Source organism: Campylobacter sp. CFSAN093260 (assembly GCF_012890095.1).
Lineage (GTDB): Bacteria > Campylobacterota > Campylobacteria > Campylobacterales > Campylobacteraceae > Campylobacter_D > Campylobacter_D jejuni.
On record NZ_CP040618.1, the window covers coordinates 1,101,698 to 1,121,992 of the forward strand.

The following is a 20,295-nucleotide window of genomic DNA, read 5'->3' on the forward strand; positions in this document are numbered from 1 at the left end:
TTGCTCCTTAGAATTTTACATTATACATTAACATGATATTATCAGCTCTTGCTTTATCTTTTTTCGCTCCACCAAATGGTAAGCCACGATTACCCCAAATATTTTGGATATTAGTATAACTTAAGCGTAAGAATTGATATCTATCAAGTTGATAAATCACATAAAAATCATGTGCTGTTCCTCTTGTCATTCTTATATTAAGCGGATCGTTGATACTTGGACGGCTCATAGTATACCAGTATCTACTTCCCCAGAAAAACTCATACCCTACTTTTAAAGCCTTGGTAAAATCATAGCGTCCGCCTACATGCACAGCATAGCCATCTTCTTCATTGAACGCACCATTTCCATAACCTTGCTTTTGAAGAATTCCACTTAATACAGGGCTTAATTGATTGTTGTTCCCGTGAGAATAACCTAAAGATAGAAAATAATTAAAATTCGTTCCAAAAGCTTTGTAATTTTCAAAATGAAGATTTGCTATAGTTAAATCTCCTAAATTTACCACCCCATCATCATCAAGAATAGTAGTAACACCATTACTAGGTAAACCAATTGGACCATTGTTAAGTGGTAAAGCAAAATCACTTAAATATGCAATATTAAATAATATTAAATTATCTCCCATACCTTCTATAGGAAGCTCTCCTTCTACTGCAGCATAGTAAAGATTTGCATCAGCATCTTTTTGATCGCTCATCCAGTCTCTTACCTTGCCTTCTTCATCCCATTGATAAGTTTTACCATAAGCTGCACGGATAGCTACTTTATGATCTTGCAAACCTTCAGGTTTATAAGTGATCACTGCTGCATCACCTAGAGCATTAATCGCTAAGGCTGGATAAGTTGATTGTCTTAAAGCATTGTTTCTAAGATTACTTCCTGGGCCATCGGTTCCTGGTTGTCTTCCTACAGTCGCAATCCATTCAGGTGTGATGTAGTAGTCAAGATAAGCTCTATCTACATAAAGTACAGGCCCGCTTGATCTTGTGTTTCTTCCTGCATCTAAGTCATAAGGAGTACCACTCCAACCCATTTGAGACCAATTTTTAGCCATAGATAAACGACCATAGAATTTGGTTTTATCATTAATATCAGCATTCATATTTAAATGAAGCTCATTCATCCATTTGTTATTAGCACTATAATCTTGTCCGCTAACTTTATAGTTTGTATTTGAAACTGCTGTTGAAAACTCAAGTCCAAATTTAACCTTGCTCAAAGCAGCTTGGAATTCTGTTTCATCGGCTCTATCATTAAGATCAGCAAGTTCAGCTTTTACAGCTTCATTTTGCTTAGCTTGAGCTTCCCTTTCTTTTCTGATTTGTGCAAGTTCAGCTTGAATTTGTGCAAGCTGTTTTTGAAGCTTGGTTATCTCATCATCTGTATTTTTAGCAAAAAGTGAAGATGAAAGAAGACAAGCACTTAAAATAAGTGAAAACTTAGTTTTCATAATCATAACTCCTTGTAATTTTGTTACATTTAGCAAATTAAAATTGTGATTATAGAAAAAAAAGTTTAAAAAAAAATTATACATTAATCATTTTTAGCTAGTCAAACTTATGACTAGCTTTGTAAATATTATAGTTTCAAAAAAGTTTTAAAATTTTAAATTTTTAAATTTTATCGCAAATTTTTATGTCTAAAATTTTATCTCCTTGGCGTATAGAGTCTAAAACTTCTAAACTTTCTTCATCTTTTGGATCAATTTGCCCAAAAACAGTATGAACCCCATCTAAATGAGCTTGAGGGCTGTGACAAATGAAAAATTGAGAACCACCCGTATCGCGTCCTGCGTGTGCCATAGATAAGGTTCCACACTCATGTTTATGCTCTTGATCATCACATTCGCAAATGATTTCATATCCAGGCCCACCTACACCATTGCCGTGTGGACAACCTCCTTGTATGACAAAATTTGGGATCACACGATGAAAATTTAAATCTTTATAAAATCCCTCATTAGCCAAAGTAGCAAAATTACAAACCGTTTGCGGAGCCTCATCGCCAAAAAGTTTTAATTTCATTGTGCCTTTTTCAGTTTCTATAAGAGCAAATTTGTATTCATTTACTTTGCTTGTGTCGATTGTTTTTATCATTATTTCTCCTTAATCTATATTTGTATAAACAGCTTGAACATCATCATCATCTTCTAACTTATCTAAAAGTTTTTCTATATCGCTAAGCTGTTCTTCGCTAAAGCTTACAGGATTGTTTGGCATATACTCAAGTCCTGCTTTTTTAAGAACTAAACCCTTAGTCTCTATAGCAGAACTTAGCTCACCAAAGGCAGTATAATCACCACTAATTACTAACTCTTCTTCATTTTGTTCTAATTCTTCAAGCCCTGCATCGATCAAATCAAGTTCTAATTCTTCTAAATCTCCTGCAAATTTTTCAAGATGAAAAACCGCTTTTCTAGTAAACATAAAGCCTAAAGATCCATTTTGTAAAACTTCTCCACCATTTTTGCTAAAAATGGCTTTAACATTAGCCACGGTGCGCGTAGGGTTATCGCTCATACATTCAACTATAACCAAAGCTCCATGTGCAGCTTTTCCTTCATAATGAATGTTTTTAATATCTGCGCTATCTTTTCCACTCGCACGCTTAATAGCCGCATCTATATTATCTTTTGGCATATTATTTGCTTTTGCTGTGGCTATAGCACTTCTTAATTTTGGATTCATATCAGGATCAGTGCCACCTTCTTTAGCAGCTACTTGTATGGCTTTAGCAAGCTTAGGAAAAAGCTTACTCATTTTATCCCATCTAGCCTCTTTAGAAGCTCTTCGGTATTCAAACGCTCGTCCCATAAATTCTCACTTTCTTTAAAGATTTTTAAACTTAAAAGTATAAACTAAAAAGGCTAATTAAAGCTTTAAATGGTATGATTTTACCATTTATTTTTGGGGAGAAGCTTTTTGAATATCGCAAAAAAAGAACTTTTTGTTGCTTGGTTTTTCTTGATTGCTGCTATTGTATTTGAAGTTTTAGGCACTAGTTTTTTAAAAATGGAAAATCAAGTTTTAGGCTATATATTTATGGCTTTATTTATAGCTTTTTCTTATTTTTTTATGGGCAAGGCGATTAAAAAAATTCAAGTAGGCATAGCCTATGCTGTATGGGAGCTTTTAGGGATTATTCTTATACTTTTAGTTTCTTTTATAGTTTTTAAAGAGAGTTTAACCTTAACTCAAATTCTAGGCATTATTCTTTCTATCGTTGGAATTATCATGATTAATATAGGCGAGGTTAAAGAATAATGTATATTTTTATCATTGTTTTATCAGCATTGTTAGATATCGTAGCAAATTTATTGCTAAAAAAATCAGATGGTTTTAAGCATAAAATTTGGGGCTTGGCTGCGATTGTCAATGCTATACTTGCTTTTTTTCTACTTTCTTTTTCTTTAAAATATGTTCCTTTAAGCATAGCTTACTCAACTTGGGGTGCTATAGGCATCATAGGAACTTGTCTTGGTGGATGGATTTTATATAAAGAAAAATTAAACAAAATAGGAATTTTAGGTATCATTATCGTAATAATAGCAGTATTTTTGCTAAATTATTAAAACAGCAAAATGCGGTTTTAATGTTCCATTTTGTTTTTTGCTTCAATACCCATTAAAGAAAATGCGGTTTTAATACTAAGAGCAACCAAAGAAAATAATTTAAGCAAATCATTTTCATTTGCAGAGCCTACAACTTTATTTTCATTGTAGAATTTATGAAAATTTGCAGCTAAATTTTTAAGATAATCAGGAATTTTTTGCAAAGCTCTAGCCTCAAAAGCATCGTTTAAAACAGCCTTTAAATTCAAAGCTTCAAAAAGCAAATTTACGCCATCTTGATTTAAACTTTGTAAATCAGCTTTCATTACATCATCGATTTTTTTACCAGCTTTAGCAAATACTTGATGAATTCTAGCGTGTGCATAGTTGATATAATACACAGGATTAGAACTATCTTCTTTTTGCAAATCACTAATATCAAATTCCAAATGCGTATCGCATTTTTTGCTCAAAAAGATATAACGCAAAGCATCACTTCCTATCTCATTAACCACATCGCTCATCAAGATAAAATTTCCTGCTCTTTTACTCATTTTATAAGGTTCTCCATCTTTAAGTAGGGAAACCATTTGTGCTAAAATAATCTCAAGATTATTAGAGTCAAATCCCAAAAATTCCATCGCAGCTTTCATTCTAGGGATATAACCATGATGATCTGCTCCCCAAATATTAATACACTTTCCATAACCACGACTCATTTTATCTTTATGATAAACAATATCTGCTGCCAAATAAGTCCCGCGTCCATCTTCACGGATAATTACTCTATCTTTTTCATCGCCTTTTTGCGAAGAAGCAAGCCAAATTTTACCTTCTTGCTCGTAAATTCCTTTATGCTCTTTTAAAGATTCTAAAGTTGCATTTAAAGCATCATAATACGATCTTTCGCTTACATAGCTGTCAATTTTAATCTTTGCTTGTTCTAAATTTTGTTTAATCAAAACAAGCATTTTATCTTTTGCCCAATCAGCCAAACTAGGGATATTTTCTTCGCTAAAAAATTCTTTACCAAATTTTTCAAAAGCTTCTTTTGCTAAATCCGCTATATACTCGCCTTTGTAATATTGCTCTGGATATTCAACATTTTCATGAAGTATACTTTCTTTCACACTTAGTAAAATAGAAAGCCCTAGTAAATAAATTTGATTACCCGCATCATTGACATAGTATTCTGTATTAAATTTATAGCCCAAATGTCTTGCAAGTCTTGTTAAGGTGTCTCCAAAAACAGCGCCTCTTGCATGTCCTATGTGTAAAGGCCCAGTAGGATTTGCACTCACATATTCAAGCAAAAAACTTTCTTGTTTTTTTTCTCCTTTAGTAAAATCATTTGGATTTGTTAAAGCCTGATTTGCAAGTTCATTTAAAAAAGTTTTGGAAATTCTAAAATTTAAATACCCATTTACAGCTTCAACTGATTCAAAACAATCATGATTTTGAAATTTGCTCGCTAAGTCGCTAGCGATCAACATAGGGGATTTTTTTAATTCCTTAGCCAGTGAAAAAGCCAAAGGGGTAGCAAAATGTGCTAAATTTTTATCCTTTGGATTTTCAAGCGCAAAATCACACTCTAAAATCTTTTTAATTTCATTAAAAATAATACTTTTCAAAAGACTAAACCTTAAGCTTTTTTTGTTTCGTCTATACTTGCATCAGCATTTGTATTATTAGTTGTGTTTTTATTTTCTTCTATTTTTTGAGTATTTTTTGCTACTTCATCATCATTATTCATTTCATCTTTAAAAGTTTTAATACCTTTGCCTAAACCCTTTGCAAGTTCTGGAATTTTTTTTGCTCCAAAAAGCAATACAACAATCAATAAAATAATCAACCAATGACTTGGACTTGACCAACCACCCATTTTATTCTCCTTCATTCCAAATATTTTGAATTTGCCCTAGATTCTGCCCTTTGGTTCTAAATTTATGGGCGATTAAAATCGCTCGCAATGCTTCATAACTTTGCTTTAACTCATCGTTAATGATAAGATAATCATACTCGCTAAGCTCTTTCATCTCATCACTAGCGTTTTGTAATCTTTTTTCTAGTTGTATTATTGTATCAGTATTTCGCTTAATAAGTCTTTTTTTTAACTCATCTTTATTTTTTGTAGTAATAAAAACAGAAACAATCTTATCAGCCATTTTTTTTCTGGCTATTTTAAATCCTTGCACATCAATATCAAAAACAACTATTTTTCCATTATCTAAAGCATTTTGAGTGTGCTTTAAAGAAGTACCATAAAAATTTTCATGCACTCTAGCCCATTCTAAAAAATGATCACTATCTATACCTTTTTGAAATTCTTCATGGGATATAAAATGATAATGTATTCCATTTTTTTCACCCTCTCTTGGTTTGCGAGTTGTTGAAGAAATAGAAAAATAAAGCTCATCTTCAAATTCATCAAAAAGTTTTTTTAAAAGAGTTGATTTTCCAGCACCACTAGGACCTGAAATCAACAAAACAAAACCTTGCAATTTCAATCCTCTTTAAAACTAATGTTTATATTTATATTCATATTCATACCCTTAAGAGCAGCTTTTAAGGTATCATCTTTAATACTTGAAGTGATCGCTCCTGCTATGCTTTGGCTAAGCTCATTAACTATCTCTTCGCTATTATCATCTTTAGTTACATCACTTACTATAGGCTCTTCGTTTTTTTCTAAGATTTCCTCTCCAAGAGCTTCTTGTATATCACTTTCTTTCAATGTATCAAAATCACTTATATTTAAATTTGGCACAACCACTTCCTCTTCATTTGTTCCTAATTCTTTATCGTCTAAAATTGGTTCATCTTTAAAATCTTCTAAGACCTTGCTACTATTGTCACTATCAATACCATAATCAAGCTCATCAAGTTGAGCTAGTTCTTCTTTGATTTGATCTTGAGTACTCAAATTTGAAGCAAAATCATCTATTTCATCTTGAACATCTTCTTCCACAACAGGAGCAAACTCCTCTAAATTTTCCTCTGATTCTTCATTATATTTTGCTTGACCTAAAAATTCAGCATCCTCAGGAAGATCATCAAAATCCATTTCTTTTTCTTGCTCTTCAACCTCAGGAAGATCATCAAAATCGCTTATATTAGCTTGTAATTCTTTGTTATCTTCTAAATCTTCATCATTTTTATCATCTAGCTCATCTAAACTAGGCTCAGTATCCAAAGCTGTATGTTCTTGGCTTAAGTCTTCTTTTTCGCTTTCACCATCTTCTAAAGTTAAATCTAAATCAATTTGAGTGTCTTCTTGAGTCTGTTCTTTAATTGTTTCTTGTTCTAAATTGTCATGTTCTAAATTTTGAGTTTCTAAAGTTTTGTTTGCATTATCATCTTGAGCATCATCATCAAAACTCAAATCTTCCATTCCCTCTGAATTTATATCTAAAGAATTTTCATCAGGCAAATCATCTAAATTTAAATTATCTAAATCCAAGCTTATATCAGCATAAGGATTTTCATCATTGCTTAACATTGGCAAATCAATAGATGTATGCTTGTTCGCATCTTTATTATTAAGTAAATTTAAAAAATCTGTAGGTAAAAAAGGTTTTTGTAAAATTTGCGCATCTATATCTTCTACATTTTGATTTCGCGGGGCTAAAAAAATCAATCTATCGCATTTTTCTTTAAGAATTTTTAAAGGTGCTGGAGTATCACTATCTACAACAATCACATCATAATTACCCAAATTTTCACTATAAGCATTAAGTTCTTCAAAATCATAAGACATTTTTTTAGCACTAAGGCTTACAAGTCTTGAAACTACAGGGTTTTCATTTAAAAGTAAAATTTTCATCACTTTAATCCTTAAAAAATAATCGCTATTTTACGATAATTTCATTTATCCTTTCCTTAGGAGAAAAAAAGAGTTTGCATATGAGTAAAAAGTTCTAAAATTAAATTTTTAAAATATTGCATCATAACTAGTAAAATAGCAATTAAAACTACAAAACCTAGAGCTATCTTTATAGGATAGCCAATAACTAAAAGATTAAATTGTGGCATTGTTTTCATCAAAAGTCCAAAAATAACATCGGCTAAAAGTGAAATTCCAAGTATAGGAAAGCTCATAGTAAAACCTATGATGAAAATATTAAACATACCCATATTTAAATAATGCATTAAATTCTCATGCGGATAAAATCCACCTAAACTAATATAACCCAAAGAATGACTTAAAAACAAAAGCATTAAATGATGGCCATCAAAAGCAAGAAAAAACATCAAAGCAAGTAAATTTAAAATTTGTGCCGTAATAGGCATACTCGTTCCAGAACTTGGATCTAATATACTTGCCATAGTAAATCCCATAGTAAAAGCAATCTGCTCACCTGCCATCATAATAATAGCAAAAATAATTTGAAGCATTAATCCTGCCATCATTCCAAAAATCACTTCACTAATAAGCTGTAAAACAAAAAAACTATCTAAATGCAAAGATTCTAATCTAGCCAAAGGATATAAATACATAGTCAAAAATAAAACTATAGTACTTTTTATTACCATAGGAATAGAATTATGTGAAAAAAAAGGAAAAAAAACTATAAGACCACTCATTCTAGCAAGAAGCAACATAAAAGTTACAACATTTTTATCGCCTAAATAATTAACAAATTCCATTAACGTTTATAGTATAAATTTTATCACAAAAACTTGCGAGCTTACTATCGTGAGTTACAAAAAATAAAGCCGCATCATTTTCTTTAACATAAGAAATTAAAAGTTCGATAACATTTTTAGCATTATCAAAATCCAAATTTCCAGTTGCTTCATCAGCAAAAATAATCTTTGGTTTTTTACAAAGCACACGTGCGATACTCACACGCTGTTGTTGTCCGCCGCTAAGCTTTCCTATTTTTTGATGTAAAAGCGTATCAATACCTAACCTTTTTAAAATTTTCTCATCTAAATCTTGACCCGATAAAACACTAGCAAGTTCGATATTTTCTAAAGCCGAAAAACCTTTAAAAAGATAATGTGTCTGAAAAATAATACCAAAATCATAACAGCGAATTTTTAATCTTTCGTTTTCATCTATCTGATAAAGACTAGAACCTTTAAAAAAAACTTCACCTTTTTTTGGAATCAATAAAGAAGAAAGTATATGCAAAAGAGTAGATTTACCACAACCGCTACTCCCTTGAATAGCAATGCAATCTTTGGTATTTAAAGTAAGATTTAAACCCTCAAAAAGCGGATAATCAAAACTATGGCTTAAATTTTCCGCTCTTAAGAGTTCCATTTTTAACCGTTTTTAAAGTTGTGCAGCAACTTCAGCCGCAAAATCTTCAGTTTTCTTTTCTAAACCTTCGCCAACTTCAAAGCAAATAAATTCAACAATTTTAATTTTTCCGCCAAATTCTTTTTCTTTTTCAGCAATTACTTGTTCTACAGTTTTTTTATCATCCATTACATAAAACTGACCCATTAAAGTAAGTTTGCTATCGAGTTGAGAATTATCGGCTATAAAGCTATTCATTTTACCTGGAATGATATTATCCCAAATTTTTTCAGGTTTACCTTGAGCTTTAAGTTCTTCTTTGATTTTTTCTTCAGCTTCTTTTAAAATTGCATCGCTTAATTGTTTGCGACTTGCAAATTGAGGAATTTTATGTTCAGGTTTATTTGGATCTTTCAGTCTGCGTCTTTCTTCATTTTCTTTTTCAAGTTCAGCAACCAAAGCTTTGTATTCATTTTCAACAAAAGTCATATCCAAATCTTCATAACTTAAATAACTTGGTCTCATTGCTGCAATATGCATACAAATTTGTCTTAACAAATCTCTTGATTTTGAAGCCACTTCAGTGCTATCACAAGCTGCAGCGATCACAACGCCCACACGGCCATTTGTATGGATATAACCATTTACAACGCCGTTAGCACCTGCTTTTAAAGTTGCAAATCTTCTTACAACTAGGTTTTCTCCTATAGTTGCAATTTGACTTTTTAAATATTCTTCAAATTTTACACCATTAATCGTACTTGAGTGAAGCTCTTCCACACTTTGCAAGCTATTGCTTTGAATATGAGCTGTAGTATCTTTTGTTAAAGCGATAAACTGATCATTTTTTGCCACAAAATCTGTTTCGGAATTAATCTCACTTACAGTTGCGCTTGTAAAATCATCACTTACTTTTACACTTACTAAACCTTCTGCAGCAAGTCTATCTGCTTTTTTAGCAGCCTTACCTAAACCTTTTTCTCTTAAAAGTTGTACTGCTTTATCAAAATCTCCATTAGTTTCACTCAAAGCATTTTTACAATCCATCATCCCCGCGCCTGTACTTTCGCGGAGTTCTTTTACCATTGCAGCAGTAATTTCAGCCATTATTCTTGCTCCTCACCGAAGTCTTCTTCGCTCATCGCTTCATCTAAAACTTCTTTTTTCTCTTCATCGGTGATTTCTTTTTCTTCATTTGCTAAAGCTTCGCCATCTTGTTCTCTTAAAGCTTTTCCTTCATTAATCGCTTCAGCCATTTCTTGGCAGAAAAGTTGCACTGAACGAATTGCATCATCATTTCCTGGAATAGGATAAGTTACCAAGTCAGGATCGCAGTTTGTATCTAGTGGAGCTACAACAGGAATTCTTAATCTATTTGCTTCTTGAACAGCAATTTTTTCTTTTACTGTGTCAATAACAAAAATCATATCAGGTTGAGTTTTCATATAACGAATTCCACCTAAATAAGCTAATAATTTTTCTTTTTTTCTTGTAAGCATTAAAGCTTCTTTTTTAGTTAAAAGTTTAATACTTCCATCTTCTTCCATTTTTTCAATTACTTCTAATTTTCTAATTGATTGGCGAATGGTACCAAAATTTGTCATCATACCGCCAAGCCATCTATGATTTACATAAGGCATACCGCATTTTTCAGCGTATTCTTTAATCGCTCCACCTGCTTGTTTTTTTGTCCCGACAAAAAGTATAGTTTTTCCTTCGGCAGCAGCGTCACGAACGATATTATAGGTATATCTAAAATATCTTAAAGTTTTTTGTAAATCAATTACATAAATACCTTTTCTCTCGCCAAAAATGAATTTTTTCATCTTTGGATTCCAGCGTCTTGTTTGGTGTCCAAAATGCACACCGCATTCTAATAAATCTCTCATACTAACCATGAGTTTCTCCTTGTAAATTTAGCTTTATTCCTCCACATCCCTTAATTTACACAAGCTAAAAAGGATTGATGCGTGTGAAATGAAGCTAATATTTTATCAAATTTAAGTTTAGTTTTTACTTATATATGTAGTCCTTGGTAAGGCTTAGATTATTATTGATTTCTTTTGTGATTAAAAATTGAAACAAATCCACGCTTCCAACGCGAAAAGCAGAGGCACAAGAACGAAGGTATAAATCCCACATTCTTATAAATTCTTCATCATATTTTTCCCTTACCTTGTCCAATACTTTGTTAAAATTTTCATCCCATAAATCTAAAGTTTTTGCATAGTGCATTCTTAAACTTTCTGCTAAAAGAAGATGAAAATCCCACTCACTCATAGCACTTACAACCTCTCTTAAAGAAGGTAAATATCCTCCTGGAAAAATATATTTATCTATCCAAGCATTTGTTTTTCCTTCAAACATGGCTAAAATAGAATGTAAAAGCATAGAACCTCCAGGTTTTAACACTTGTTTTACTTTCATGAAATAAAGTCCTAAATTCTCTTTGCCTACATGTTCAAACATACCCACAGAAACAACTTTATCAAAATAATTTTCAAATTCTAAATCTTGATAATTTTGAAGTCTTATTTCTATTTTATCTTCAAGACCAAGTTCTTTTACTCTTTCCTTAGCTTTTTTACACTGCTCCTCTGAAATAGTAATTCCAACAACCTTAACTCCATACTTTTGAGCCGCCATAATAGAAAGCCAACCCCAGCCACAACCTATATCTAAAAGCTTTTCTCCTTCTTTTAAATCAAGTTTTTTAAGAGTATGTTCTATTTTGTTAATTTGAGCTTCATAAAGAGTATTATTAGGCTCTTTAAAATAAGCGCAAGAATAGCTCATAGTATCATCAAGCCAAAGCTTATAAAAATCATTACCTATATCATAATGACTTTTGATATTTTTACTTTCCTGTTTTTGGGCTATTTTACTCAAGATATCCTCTGTATTTTTTAAAAAACGCTTATTTGAAAAATAATACAAAACTTTAGCTATTTCATCATAATCACCTTCTATTTCTAGTTTAGACTCCATATAATGTTTTGCAAAAACTAAACTCGTATCACTAAATAATTTTAAAAAAGGTATTTTTTCTTTGAAAATTAAAGAAAATTTAGCAGGCTGATTACCCACATGAAATTCTTCTTGATCCCAAAATACAATTCTAAAATTTCCATAATTCCATTTTGAAAGAATAAATTTAATCATTTGTTTTTCAAGCATAACATACTCCAACTAATAAAAATTATTATTTGATAGTATCTCTTAATTATGTTTAAAATTTGATAAAATTGAAGAAAAGATAGAATTTTTGCCACAGATATAAAATAGTGGCAAAAATTTTATAATACTAATGTAATTTAGACCAAACAGAACGCTTCCAACCTATAGCAAAAATACTTAAAATTACAAAGAATATCATTACATAAATTCCTGTAGTTTTTCTTTCTTCTTTTTTGCTATCACCCACTTGATCAATATAAGATACAACCTTAGCCTGTGCAGCTTCTGTTAAACCTACTCTTGGCATAGCGGTTCCTGGAAGAAGTTTTTGAGTATTATTAATAAAATCATGTAAATATTGCTCACCACGAGATCTTATCATCATAGAAAGATCAGGTGGAACAGAACCTAAATAAGTTTTTAAATCATTTTGATTTGATGGAGTAAAAAAGCTATCGTATTTCATATCATGACAACGTCCGCAAGCCTCAATAAAAGTTGCTTTATCTTTAGCAAATTTTATATCTTTTTCCATTAAAGCTGCTTTTTGAGCACTATTTTCCATTTTAGCATATTTTGCCTCAACATCTTTCTTAATAGTAGCATCTTCATTGGCTTCAAATTTAACACTCACATCTTTAAGATAGGCAATTACATTGGCTATATTTGCATTTGTAGCTTCTTCACTTTCTCCTGAAGTATCTTTATTGTAAGCTGTCATAATAAAAGCATCACCAAATTTATGATCTACTTTTAAAGCAAGCGCAGGATGAATAATCAAAGCTGCTAAAAATTTTTCATCAAAAATAGCACCAGCTGCACTGAGATCAGGCGGTATTACTCCCATAGAAGAATCAGTAATATTAGCTGCTATTCCATCTTCTTTTACACCATGACATGCAAAACAGTTATTTTCAAAAAATTCTTTACCTTTTTTTGCATCACCCTTAGCAAAATCGATCTTTGCAACATCTGCCCAAAGTGTTTCAACCTTGCTTAATTCTTCTTTTGCTTTTTCAAGTTCTTTGTTTGCACTCTCTATTCTTTTAGCATCTCCTGAAGCTTGTGCATCTTTTAGAGCTAATTCTTTAGCTTCAACTATACCTTTTGCAAAAGTAGTATCTTCAACAGCAAAATCAAAATTTGCAGGAGCAACATGAGGCTTCATCACTGAATGAGCATAAGGCTCTACCCCCCAATATACAAGTGCAGTAAAAACTACTACAACTAAAAATATTTTTATTTCTCTCATTGTTTAGCTCCTTTTCTCTCCATAATAGTAATAACCGGTAAAACTACAATAAGTAAAAGTAAAAATACTATAGAAGCGTAAAATCCTACCCAAGCATTTACACCTGTTGGAGGTAATTTTCCATAAACAGTTAAAACAATTAAATCAATAAGCAATATCCAAAACCAAATGAAAAATAAAGGTCTTTCATGAGCTGGTTTTACCACATCACTTCTATCAAGCCAAGGAAGCAAGAAGAAAATCACTTGAGCAATACCAAATGCAGCCAAACCTATATCAAAAGCTTTAATACCTGCAATATCAAAGAAAAATCCTCTTAAAACTTCATAACTCCATAAGAAATACCACTCAGGATAAATATGAGCTGGTGTTTTAAGCGCATTAGCTGGATCAAAATTAATTGGATCCATTGCAAATTCAAATTTAAAACAGACCAAATAAAAGAAGAAAATCATAAAAAAGCTTATATACATAAAATCTTTTGATAAAAATCCTGGCCAAAAAGGAATCACTTTAGAACCCTTTGTGTCACCTGCCATGTATTTTTCAGCCTCTAAATCAAAGTCAAGTTCTTCAGAAATTTCATTATTAACATGAGGAATTCTTAAAGAATAGAAGTGAAATGCTATAATAGCAATGATAACTATAGGAAGCAAGCACACATGAAGCATAAAAAATCTTGTTAAAGTTGGATCAGAAACCGCATAATCTCCACGAATCCAAATCACAAGCTCAGGGCCAATAAATGGTATCCCTCCAAAAAGATTAGTGATTACTTGAGCTGCCCAATAACTCATTTGTCCCCAAGGAAGCATATACCCACTAAAAGCTTCAGCAGAAAATACAACAAACAAAAGCATACCGCTAACCCAAATCATCTCACGACCTTTTTTATAAGAACCGTAATAAATTCCTGTTAGCATATGTATGTATATAATCAAAAATACAACAGAAGCGGCAACACCATGCATGTGACGCCAAAGCCATCCATAGTCCACCTCTTGCATAATAGTCTTATTCACACTATCAAAAGCAAGTGCAGTATCTGGTTTATAATACATCACAAGTAAAAGTCCTGTAACAAAAAGCACTGCAAAAAGAGTGGTTAAAATAACCCCCATTGCCCAAAGAAAGTTAATTTGCTTTGGTATCCAATATTTTACCATTAAAACATCAAGCAGTTTATGTACCGCAAGTCTTTGATCAAGCCAATCTACAAGACCATTAGCTTTTCTAATTTGTGCCATCTTAAGCCTCCGCTATCATTTTTTTATATTCAGGACCCTCTTCACCTAAAACAAGCTTGGTTCCATCAATTTTAAAAGGAGGAATTTCAAGAGGCTTTGGAGGAGGTCCAAAGACATTTTTTCCACTTGTGTCAAATTCTCCACCATGACAGGCGCATTTAAACAATTGCTCACTTGGTTGGTAAGCAGGTATACAACCCAAATGCGTACAAAGTCCTATAACCACAGTATAAGCTGCGTTATCTACCACAACATCACGTTTTTCATCTTTTGGCATACTCGCATCTTTTTTTAATATAAAAATAGGCTTTTTACGCCATTCTATAGTTCTAAGCTCTCCATCTTGCATTCCTGATAAATCTACTGTAGTAAAACCTGCAGCTTTAACACTTGGAAGCGGATCCCAAGTTTTTTTCATCGCAACAAGTGAGAAAACACCGCCTACAGCAGCTACGCTTCCAAATGCAAAGCCCATAAAGCTTCGTCTACTCTCAGATGTAGCCATAACTTGCTCCTTTCGATTTTATTTTTTAACCAAGTTAAAAGTTTATCGAAATTAAAATAAATTTTTTCTTTGTTTAACAAGTTTTGATATTTAGACAATAAGAGCAAAAAGAGAAAAAACAAGCACAGGTAAAGTTATCAAAAAGCCAAATTTACAATATTGCCAAAAAGAAATATTAATGCCTTTTCTAGCCAAAACTCCAAGCCAAAGCAAAGTTGCTAAAGAACCTATTGGCGTAAGTTTTGGACCTATATTTACACCTAAAAGATGTGCATAAATCATCAAAGAATCAAAAGAAAAATTCTCAAAATATTCTTTTAATGCCAAATCTCCGATTAAAACCATAGGCAAATTATTAAACACAGAAGATCCAAAAGCTGAAATCAAAGCCACACCAAAAATTCCACTCTTATCTTGCATCAAAAAAGCATAGCTTTTAACCAAAATTTCACTCACACCTATTTTATGTAAAGCAAAAACCACCATATAAAGCCCAAAACTAAAAAGCAAAACTCCATAAGGTGCTTCAAAAAGAATTTTAATACTTTTTTTACCTTGAATTTTTAAAATAATAAGCCAAAAAATTCCCGCCCAAAGCAAAGCAAAAAAACTTATTTTAATATTAAAAATTTCACCTATAAAAAAACTGATAATAAAAAGAAATAAAAATACTATGCAAAGAAAAAACAATTTCAATGAAATTTGCTCTTTTTTGATTAATTTAAATTCAAGCCTTTTAGGTAAAACTCTCACATAAAGCACAAAAACCGTAACTATAGTAGAAAGCAAAACAAAAAAATTTGGCAAAAACATATTTTTAGCAAATTCTAAAAATTCTATCTTAAAATAATTTGCTGTGATGATATTGGTTAAATTTGAAATAACCAAAGCGTTTGAACTTGCATCACATAAAAAAGAAAGGCTAAGTAAAAAAGAACTTAAAATAAAAGCATGATTTTTACAATCTTTAAGAGTTGAAAATAAAGCTATAATAATAGGTGTAATGATTAAAATCGCTCCATCGTTAGCAAAAAATGCAGAAAGAAAAAATACAAAAATCAACAAAAATAACATCATTTTTTTTGTACTGATATAAATTTTTTCTTGATTTTTCTCTCTAGAAAAATACAAAATTTTACTCGCAATAAAATCAAAAAATCCCAAAGCTTCCAAGCTAAAAGAAAGGATAATCAACCCAACCAAAGTTAAAGAACTATCCCAAACCAAAGAAAAAACAAAACAAGCATCTTTAAAATCTACCAATTGAAAAATAAAAACAAAAAAAGCCCCCAAGCTAGAAAATACCCAAATAGGTAAATTCCATGGACGCCAAAAAAGTAAAACCAAAGTAGATAAAAAAATAAAAAAAGCAAGCATTTAAGCTTTTTTCTTTTGCATTTTGATATAAATTTGCAAAATATCCAACGCTGCAGGAGTGATTCCACTGATTTGACTTGCAGCAAAAATGGTTGGAGGTTTATGATGATTAAGCTTTTCTACAACCTCATTACTCAAACCACTTACACTTTTAAAATCAAAATTTTCAGGAATTTTAAGCTCACTAAGATTTTTCATTTTTTCTACTTGAGCTTTTTGCATACTAATGTAATGATAATACTTTGCCTCATTTAAAATCTCTCTTAAGGAGTAATGATCCATGGTTTCAAATATAGGGTCAAGTTTTTTTAATTTTTCTATATCAAAACTTGCTCTTGCAACAATTTTTTGAAGATTGACTATAGAAGAAATTTTATCTTCTCCTAAACTCTCTAAAAAAGCATTATTTTGGTTGTTAGGCGTAAATTCTTTAGAAAGTAAAAATTCAAGTCCTTTTTGAAGATTGTTTGCGATATTTTGTATATAAGTAAAATCTTGCTCGCTTAAAAGCCCTAAATCATAGCCATATTTTCCAAGTCTAAGTATAGCATTTTCTTCCCTTAAAAGCAGTCTAAATTCCGCTCTTGAAGTAAACATTCTATAAGGTTCTTTTGTGCCTTTTACTACCAAATCATCGATTAAAACTCCTATATAAGCTTCATCACGCCTTAAAATCAAAGGCTCTTTCATATCTATGCTTAAGCTTGCATTGATTCCCGCCATAAAGCCTTGTGCTGCAGCCTCTTCATAACCTGTAGTTCCATTAATCTGTCCTGCACAATAAAGATTTTTAATCTTTTTAAGTTCTAAAGTATGCTTAAGTTCAGTTGGCTCTATATAGTCATATTCTATAGCATAACCAAAACGGGTTATTTTAGCATTTTCAAAACCCTTTACAGAACGCAACATTTGAGTTTGTACTTCATAAGGTAAAGAAGTAGAAAAACCATTGATATAATACTCCGTCGCATCGATAGTTTGAGGCTCTATAAAAAGATGATGGCTTTCTTTGTCGCTAAAACGATTGATCTTATCTTCTATAGAAGGACAATACCTTGGCCCCACACCTTCAATCTGTCCTGTAAAAAGCGGAGCACGATAAAAATTATTCTTAATAATCTCATGTGTAGTTGTATTAGTGCGTGCGATATAACAAGGAAGTTGAGTAGGATTGAAATTTCTTGAACGAAAACTAAAAGCTTTAGGATTTATATCACCATCTTGAATTTCAAGCACGCTAAAATCAATGCTTTTTGCATCCACTCTTGGGCAAGTTCCTGTTTTTAAACGTCCCATTTTTAAACCCAAAGTTTGCAGATAATTTCCTAAATTTACCGAAGCAAGCTCCCCTACCCTTCCTGCTTGAAGTTTATTTTCACCTACATGAATAAGTCCATTTAAAAAAGTTCCTGTTGTTAGGATGACTTTTTTGGCAAAATATATATTTTCTAAATTTGTTTTTACGCCTTTAACTTCATCATTTTCTACGATTAAAACACTCGCTTGTTCTTGAGAAATTTCTAAATTTGGAAGTTTTAAAAGTTTATTACGTGCAATGATACGGTATTTATCCATATCAATTTGTGCCCTACTTCCTTGAACGGCTACACCCTTACTTTCATTTAAAATGCGAAATTGTATCCCTGCTTCATCGGTGATTTCACCCATAAGACCACCCATGGCATCAAGTTCTTTTACCAAATGCCCTTTAGCAAGTCCACCTATGGCTGGATTACAACTTGCCGCTCCTATTTGCTCAATCAATGTAGTTAAAAGTAAGGTTTTTTTACCCATTCTAGCAGCAGCAGCACTTGCTTCAACACCTGCATGTCCACCACCTATAACAATGACATCAAACATATTTTACCTTGAAAAATGTGAATTTTTAAAAGAAAGATTATATAATATTTGGACTTAAAACAAACTCGTTTTAAGTCTAACAAAAATTTATTTAGCTTCTTGAAGAGAAAAGATTAGCTCATTATAAGTTTTATCTGCATCTTTGCAGAAATTTTTAAGCATCTCAACACCCTTATTTAAGCCTTGTTGCTGTTCTGCTCTTAAAAGATCGCTATAAAGACTTTCTATTGTAGAAATAGCGCTTTTATTTGGCATACGACGAACGGAATAATAGCCTATGATATTATTATTAACATCTATTGATGGGGTTACATTTGCAAAAACCCAATAGTAATTGTTATCTTTGGTTTTATTTTTTACGTAAGCAAAAATTTCTTTGCCTTCTTTCATATAATCCCATAAATATTTAAAAACAGTTTTTGGCATCTCTTCATGTCTTACTATGTTATGAGGTTTATTTAAAACTTCACCCATGGTATAACCTGCATACTTTAAAAAATCATCATTTGCATAAACTATTTTATCTTTTAAATCTGTTTTAGAAGTAATTAAACTATCTTCTTGTAAAAAAATTTCTCTTGACATTTTCCCACCCTCTTAATTTATATTTTTAATTTTGCTAAGATTTCAGCACTTCTTTGCTCTAGTGATTTAATATCATTTACAATCGCATCATAAGCTTTTTGATCGATATAATCTTGACTTGATTCTTCTATTGCTTTTTTAGCGTTATCTTTTATAAATTCTTTAGCTAAATTTAACTCAGTTTCAGAACTAAGCTCATTAATAACACCTTGAGCTCTCTCATCTTGACAAAGATTAGAAATTGGATCTACACTTTCAAGATTGAAATTTTGAGCCCCATTTAAATTTAAATATATATTTGATTTATAAAGAATATGATCGATTTTAACCACAGACAAAATCAATCTCTTTGCAAAGGATCCAAAATTAACACCAAGAGCACTACTATTTTCTTCTAGACGTTTAAAAGCTTGAGAAAATTTATTAATTCTTTCTTCAGATTCACTAACAATGTTAAAAACTTGCTCACTGCCACTTTGGATATTTACAAAATCTTGTTGCATAGTCTGAATTGCAATAGAAATTTCGCTTGTAGATCTTTGAGTTCTTTCTGCTAACTTTCTAACTTCATCAGCCACAACCGCAAAGCCCCTACCATGCTCTCCTGCACGCGCAGCTTCAATAGCAGCATTTAAAGCTAGAAGATTGGTTTGATCGGCTATATCACGTATTACTTCAACCACTGAAGTGATATTTTGTGAATTAGCCACAAAAGTTTGTACTGTCTCCTTGCTCGAATTTACAACATCCATTAAAGAACCCATAGCACTTTGAAGAGAATCCACCTCTGAACCATTTTCTGTAGCTGTATGAGAAATGGCATCCACTGTATCATATACATTTTTCATCATGCTAATATCTTGATTTAATGAGCTAGAAATTTGAGACATGTCTTTATTTTGATTTCCAAGGCTTAAATCCATTAAAGTTCTTGATAAAGCATTTTTAAAAGTAGATCTTGCTGTCACTTCTATGTTTGCTAAAGCTTTATTTATAAATTCGATATTATGAGCAAAAATTCCTTTTAAACCTTCAGGCAAAGCCTTGCGATAAAATTCACCTTTTTGAGAACAAGAAATAGAAGTATTAATTTCCCTTAAGTAAGCTTCTAGCCCATCAATAGTATTGTTAAGATTATCTGCTATTTCGGCTAATTTTTTGCTTTTTGTTTTTACATAGATAATTCTATTGTCAAAATTTCCTTCTTTTAACTCTCTACAAAGAACCAAAAGTTTATCTATCATTATTTGCTCATCTTTGTGTTGTCTAAGCAAATAAATCATTAAAACAGCGATTAAAACAAAAATTATCGCTCCAACAAAAATATGAATAAAAATGACACCTAAAACACCGATAACACTTAGAAAAATAGTTGATAATAATCCATTTTTCACCATAAATTTACCCCTTTTATTGAAAATTTTTTGAAATCATAAATCAAAACAATACTTTAATAATATATTACTTTAATTTTTAGGCGAAAATTATACA

General features: G+C 31.5%; 21 protein-coding genes. 2 read left to right on the forward strand and 19 right to left on the reverse strand.

The features are described from left to right. Positions 1-7: 7 nt before the first annotated feature. From FBF22_RS05660 to FBF22_RS05670, 3 genes are all read right to left on the reverse strand, one after another. Entirely contained in the window at positions 8-1,453 is a 1,446-nt protein-coding gene (locus tag FBF22_RS05660) for a DUF3373 family protein (protein WP_002884439.1), read from the reverse strand. 163 nt (positions 1,454-1,616) lie between these two features. After that, positions 1,617-2,099, reverse strand: coding sequence for a peptidylprolyl isomerase (locus tag FBF22_RS05665; protein WP_002884437.1), 483 nt, complete (start codon positions 2,097-2,099; stop codon positions 1,617-1,619). Positions 2,100-2,108: 9 nt separating this feature from the next. Then, positions 2,109-2,816, reverse strand: a complete 708-nt coding sequence (locus FBF22_RS05670) for a YebC/PmpR family DNA-binding transcriptional regulator (RefSeq protein WP_002884436.1) — start codon at positions 2,814-2,816, stop codon at positions 2,109-2,111. A 108-nt stretch (positions 2,817-2,924) separates the two neighbouring features. On the opposite strand from FBF22_RS05670, the gene FBF22_RS05675 reads away from it, so the two are divergent. Both FBF22_RS05675 and FBF22_RS05680 read left to right on the forward strand, forming a co-directional pair. Beyond that, positions 2,925-3,266 carry a multidrug efflux SMR transporter gene (locus tag FBF22_RS05675; RefSeq protein ID WP_002884435.1) on the forward strand — a complete coding sequence of 114 codons (342 nt, stop codon included), beginning with the start codon at positions 2,925-2,927 and terminating at the stop codon, positions 3,264-3,266. Further along, complete coding sequence (locus FBF22_RS05680) at positions 3,266-3,574, forward strand: multidrug efflux SMR transporter (protein WP_002780599.1); 309 nt, start codon at positions 3,266-3,268, stop codon at positions 3,572-3,574. The genes FBF22_RS05675 and FBF22_RS05680 overlap by 1 nt, the downstream gene beginning before the upstream one ends. Before the next feature lie 17 nt (positions 3,575-3,591). Here the strand turns inward: FBF22_RS05680 and argS are convergent, their stop codons facing one another. The 16 genes from argS to cetA form a co-directional block, all read right to left on the reverse strand. After that, positions 3,592-5,184 carry an arginine--tRNA ligase gene (argS, locus tag FBF22_RS05685; RefSeq protein WP_002884434.1) on the reverse strand — a complete coding sequence of 531 codons (1,593 nt, stop codon included), beginning with the start codon at positions 5,182-5,184 and terminating at the stop codon, positions 3,592-3,594. Between the two features lie 11 nt (positions 5,185-5,195). Then, a complete protein-coding gene (locus FBF22_RS05690; RefSeq protein ID WP_002852866.1) occupies positions 5,196-5,435 on the reverse strand; it encodes a twin-arginine translocase TatA/TatE family subunit in 240 nt (79 codons plus the stop codon). Position 5,436: 1 nt separating this feature from the next. Next, positions 5,437-6,060: a guanylate kinase gene (gene gmk / locus FBF22_RS05695; protein WP_002860253.1), complete on the reverse strand. Its 624-nt coding sequence runs from the start codon at positions 6,058-6,060 to the stop codon at positions 5,437-5,439. After that, positions 6,057-7,376 carry a hypothetical protein gene (locus FBF22_RS05700; protein ID WP_002871685.1) on the reverse strand — a complete coding sequence of 440 codons (1,320 nt, stop codon included), beginning with the start codon at positions 7,374-7,376 and terminating at the stop codon, positions 6,057-6,059. Before FBF22_RS05700 ends, gmk begins: the two co-directional genes overlap by 4 nt. A gap of 56 nt (positions 7,377-7,432) precedes the next feature. Next, positions 7,433-8,200, reverse strand: a complete 768-nt coding sequence (gene fliR, locus FBF22_RS05705) for a flagellar biosynthetic protein FliR (protein WP_002871684.1) — start codon at positions 8,198-8,200, stop codon at positions 7,433-7,435. Next, positions 8,187-8,822 carry an ABC transporter ATP-binding protein gene (locus FBF22_RS05710; protein WP_165433221.1) on the reverse strand — a complete coding sequence of 212 codons (636 nt, stop codon included), beginning with the start codon at positions 8,820-8,822 and terminating at the stop codon, positions 8,187-8,189. Before FBF22_RS05710 ends, fliR begins: the two co-directional genes overlap by 14 nt. A gap of 12 nt (positions 8,823-8,834) precedes the next feature. After that, on the reverse strand, positions 8,835-9,908 hold the full coding sequence (gene tsf / locus FBF22_RS05715) for a translation elongation factor Ts (protein ID WP_002868580.1): 1,074 nt from the start codon (positions 9,906-9,908) through the stop codon (positions 8,835-8,837). Then, positions 9,908-10,699 carry a 30S ribosomal protein S2 gene (gene rpsB, locus FBF22_RS05720; RefSeq protein WP_002853455.1) on the reverse strand — a complete coding sequence of 264 codons (792 nt, stop codon included), beginning with the start codon at positions 10,697-10,699 and terminating at the stop codon, positions 9,908-9,910. The genes tsf and rpsB overlap by 1 nt, the downstream gene beginning before the upstream one ends. Positions 10,700-10,814: 115 nt before the next feature. Next, a complete protein-coding gene (locus tag FBF22_RS05725) occupies positions 10,815-11,978 on the reverse strand; it encodes a cyclopropane-fatty-acyl-phospholipid synthase family protein (RefSeq protein ID WP_002852655.1) in 1,164 nt (387 codons plus the stop codon). A gap of 127 nt (positions 11,979-12,105) precedes the next feature. Then, positions 12,106-13,230, reverse strand: coding sequence for a cytochrome c1 (locus tag FBF22_RS05730; RefSeq protein ID WP_002871683.1), 1,125 nt, complete (start codon positions 13,228-13,230; stop codon positions 12,106-12,108). Then, positions 13,227-14,477: a cytochrome bc complex cytochrome b subunit gene (locus FBF22_RS05735; RefSeq protein ID WP_002852758.1), complete on the reverse strand. Its 1,251-nt coding sequence runs from the start codon at positions 14,475-14,477 to the stop codon at positions 13,227-13,229. The genes FBF22_RS05730 and FBF22_RS05735 overlap by 4 nt, the downstream gene beginning before the upstream one ends. A gap of 1 nt (position 14,478) precedes the next feature. Next, positions 14,479-14,982, reverse strand: coding sequence for a ubiquinol-cytochrome c reductase iron-sulfur subunit (petA, locus tag FBF22_RS05740; RefSeq protein ID WP_002852880.1), 504 nt, complete (start codon positions 14,980-14,982; stop codon positions 14,479-14,481). Positions 14,983-15,072: 90 nt separating this feature from the next. Next, positions 15,073-16,359 (reverse strand): ArsB/NhaD family transporter, encoded by a 1,287-nt coding sequence (locus FBF22_RS05745; protein WP_002871682.1) that lies wholly within the window; start codon positions 16,357-16,359, stop codon positions 15,073-15,075. Beyond that, positions 16,360-18,219, reverse strand: a complete 1,860-nt coding sequence (gene mnmG / locus FBF22_RS05750) for a tRNA uridine-5-carboxymethylaminomethyl(34) synthesis enzyme MnmG (RefSeq protein WP_002871681.1) — start codon at positions 18,217-18,219, stop codon at positions 16,360-16,362. Between the two features lie 87 nt (positions 18,220-18,306). Continuing rightward, positions 18,307-18,804: a bipartate energy taxis response protein CetB gene (gene cetB / locus FBF22_RS05755; RefSeq protein ID WP_070294443.1), complete on the reverse strand. Its 498-nt coding sequence runs from the start codon at positions 18,802-18,804 to the stop codon at positions 18,307-18,309. Between the two features lie 17 nt (positions 18,805-18,821). Next, on the reverse strand, positions 18,822-20,201 hold the full coding sequence (gene cetA / locus FBF22_RS05760; protein WP_002799338.1) for a bipartate energy taxis response protein CetA: 1,380 nt from the start codon (positions 20,199-20,201) through the stop codon (positions 18,822-18,824). Between the last annotated feature and the right edge of the window lie 94 nt (positions 20,202-20,295).

Coding starts and splice junctions, on each gene's coding strand:
- cetB (WP_070294443.1), bottom strand. CDS start 18,804: ATGTCAAGAGAAATTTTTTTACAAGAAGATAGTTTAATTACTTCTAAA.
- cetA (WP_002799338.1), bottom strand. CDS start 20,201: ATGGTGAAAAATGGATTATTATCAACTATTTTTCTAAGTGTTATCGGT.
- FBF22_RS05660 (WP_002884439.1), bottom strand. CDS start 1,453: ATGAAAACTAAGTTTTCACTTATTTTAAGTGCTTGTCTTCTTTCATCT.
- mnmG (WP_002871681.1), bottom strand. CDS start 18,219: ATGTTTGATGTCATTGTTATAGGTGGTGGACATGCAGGTGTTGAAGCA.
- FBF22_RS05670 (WP_002884436.1), bottom strand. CDS start 2,816: ATGGGACGAGCGTTTGAATACCGAAGAGCTTCTAAAGAGGCTAGATGG.
- FBF22_RS05710 (WP_165433221.1), bottom strand. CDS start 8,822: ATGGAACTCTTAAGAGCGGAAAATTTAAGCCATAGTTTTGATTATCCG.
- FBF22_RS05665 (WP_002884437.1), bottom strand. CDS start 2,099: ATGATAAAAACAATCGACACAAGCAAAGTAAATGAATACAAATTTGCT.
- rpsB (WP_002853455.1), bottom strand. CDS start 10,699: ATGGTTAGTATGAGAGATTTATTAGAATGCGGTGTGCATTTTGGACAC.
- FBF22_RS05735 (WP_002852758.1), bottom strand. CDS start 14,477: ATGGCACAAATTAGAAAAGCTAATGGTCTTGTAGATTGGCTTGATCAA.
- petA (WP_002852880.1), bottom strand. CDS start 14,982: ATGGCTACATCTGAGAGTAGACGAAGCTTTATGGGCTTTGCATTTGGA.
- FBF22_RS05700 (WP_002871685.1), bottom strand. CDS start 7,376: ATGAAAATTTTACTTTTAAATGAAAACCCTGTAGTTTCAAGACTTGTA.
- FBF22_RS05690 (WP_002852866.1), bottom strand. CDS start 5,435: ATGGGTGGTTGGTCAAGTCCAAGTCATTGGTTGATTATTTTATTGATT.
- FBF22_RS05680 (WP_002780599.1), top strand. CDS start 3,266: ATGTATATTTTTATCATTGTTTTATCAGCATTGTTAGATATCGTAGCA.
- FBF22_RS05730 (WP_002871683.1), bottom strand. CDS start 13,230: ATGAGAGAAATAAAAATATTTTTAGTTGTAGTAGTTTTTACTGCACTT.
- fliR (WP_002871684.1), bottom strand. CDS start 8,200: ATGGAATTTGTTAATTATTTAGGCGATAAAAATGTTGTAACTTTTATG.
- FBF22_RS05745 (WP_002871682.1), bottom strand. CDS start 16,359: ATGCTTGCTTTTTTTATTTTTTTATCTACTTTGGTTTTACTTTTTTGG.
- FBF22_RS05725 (WP_002852655.1), bottom strand. CDS start 11,978: ATGCTTGAAAAACAAATGATTAAATTTATTCTTTCAAAATGGAATTAT.
- tsf (WP_002868580.1), bottom strand. CDS start 9,908: ATGGCTGAAATTACTGCTGCAATGGTAAAAGAACTCCGCGAAAGTACA.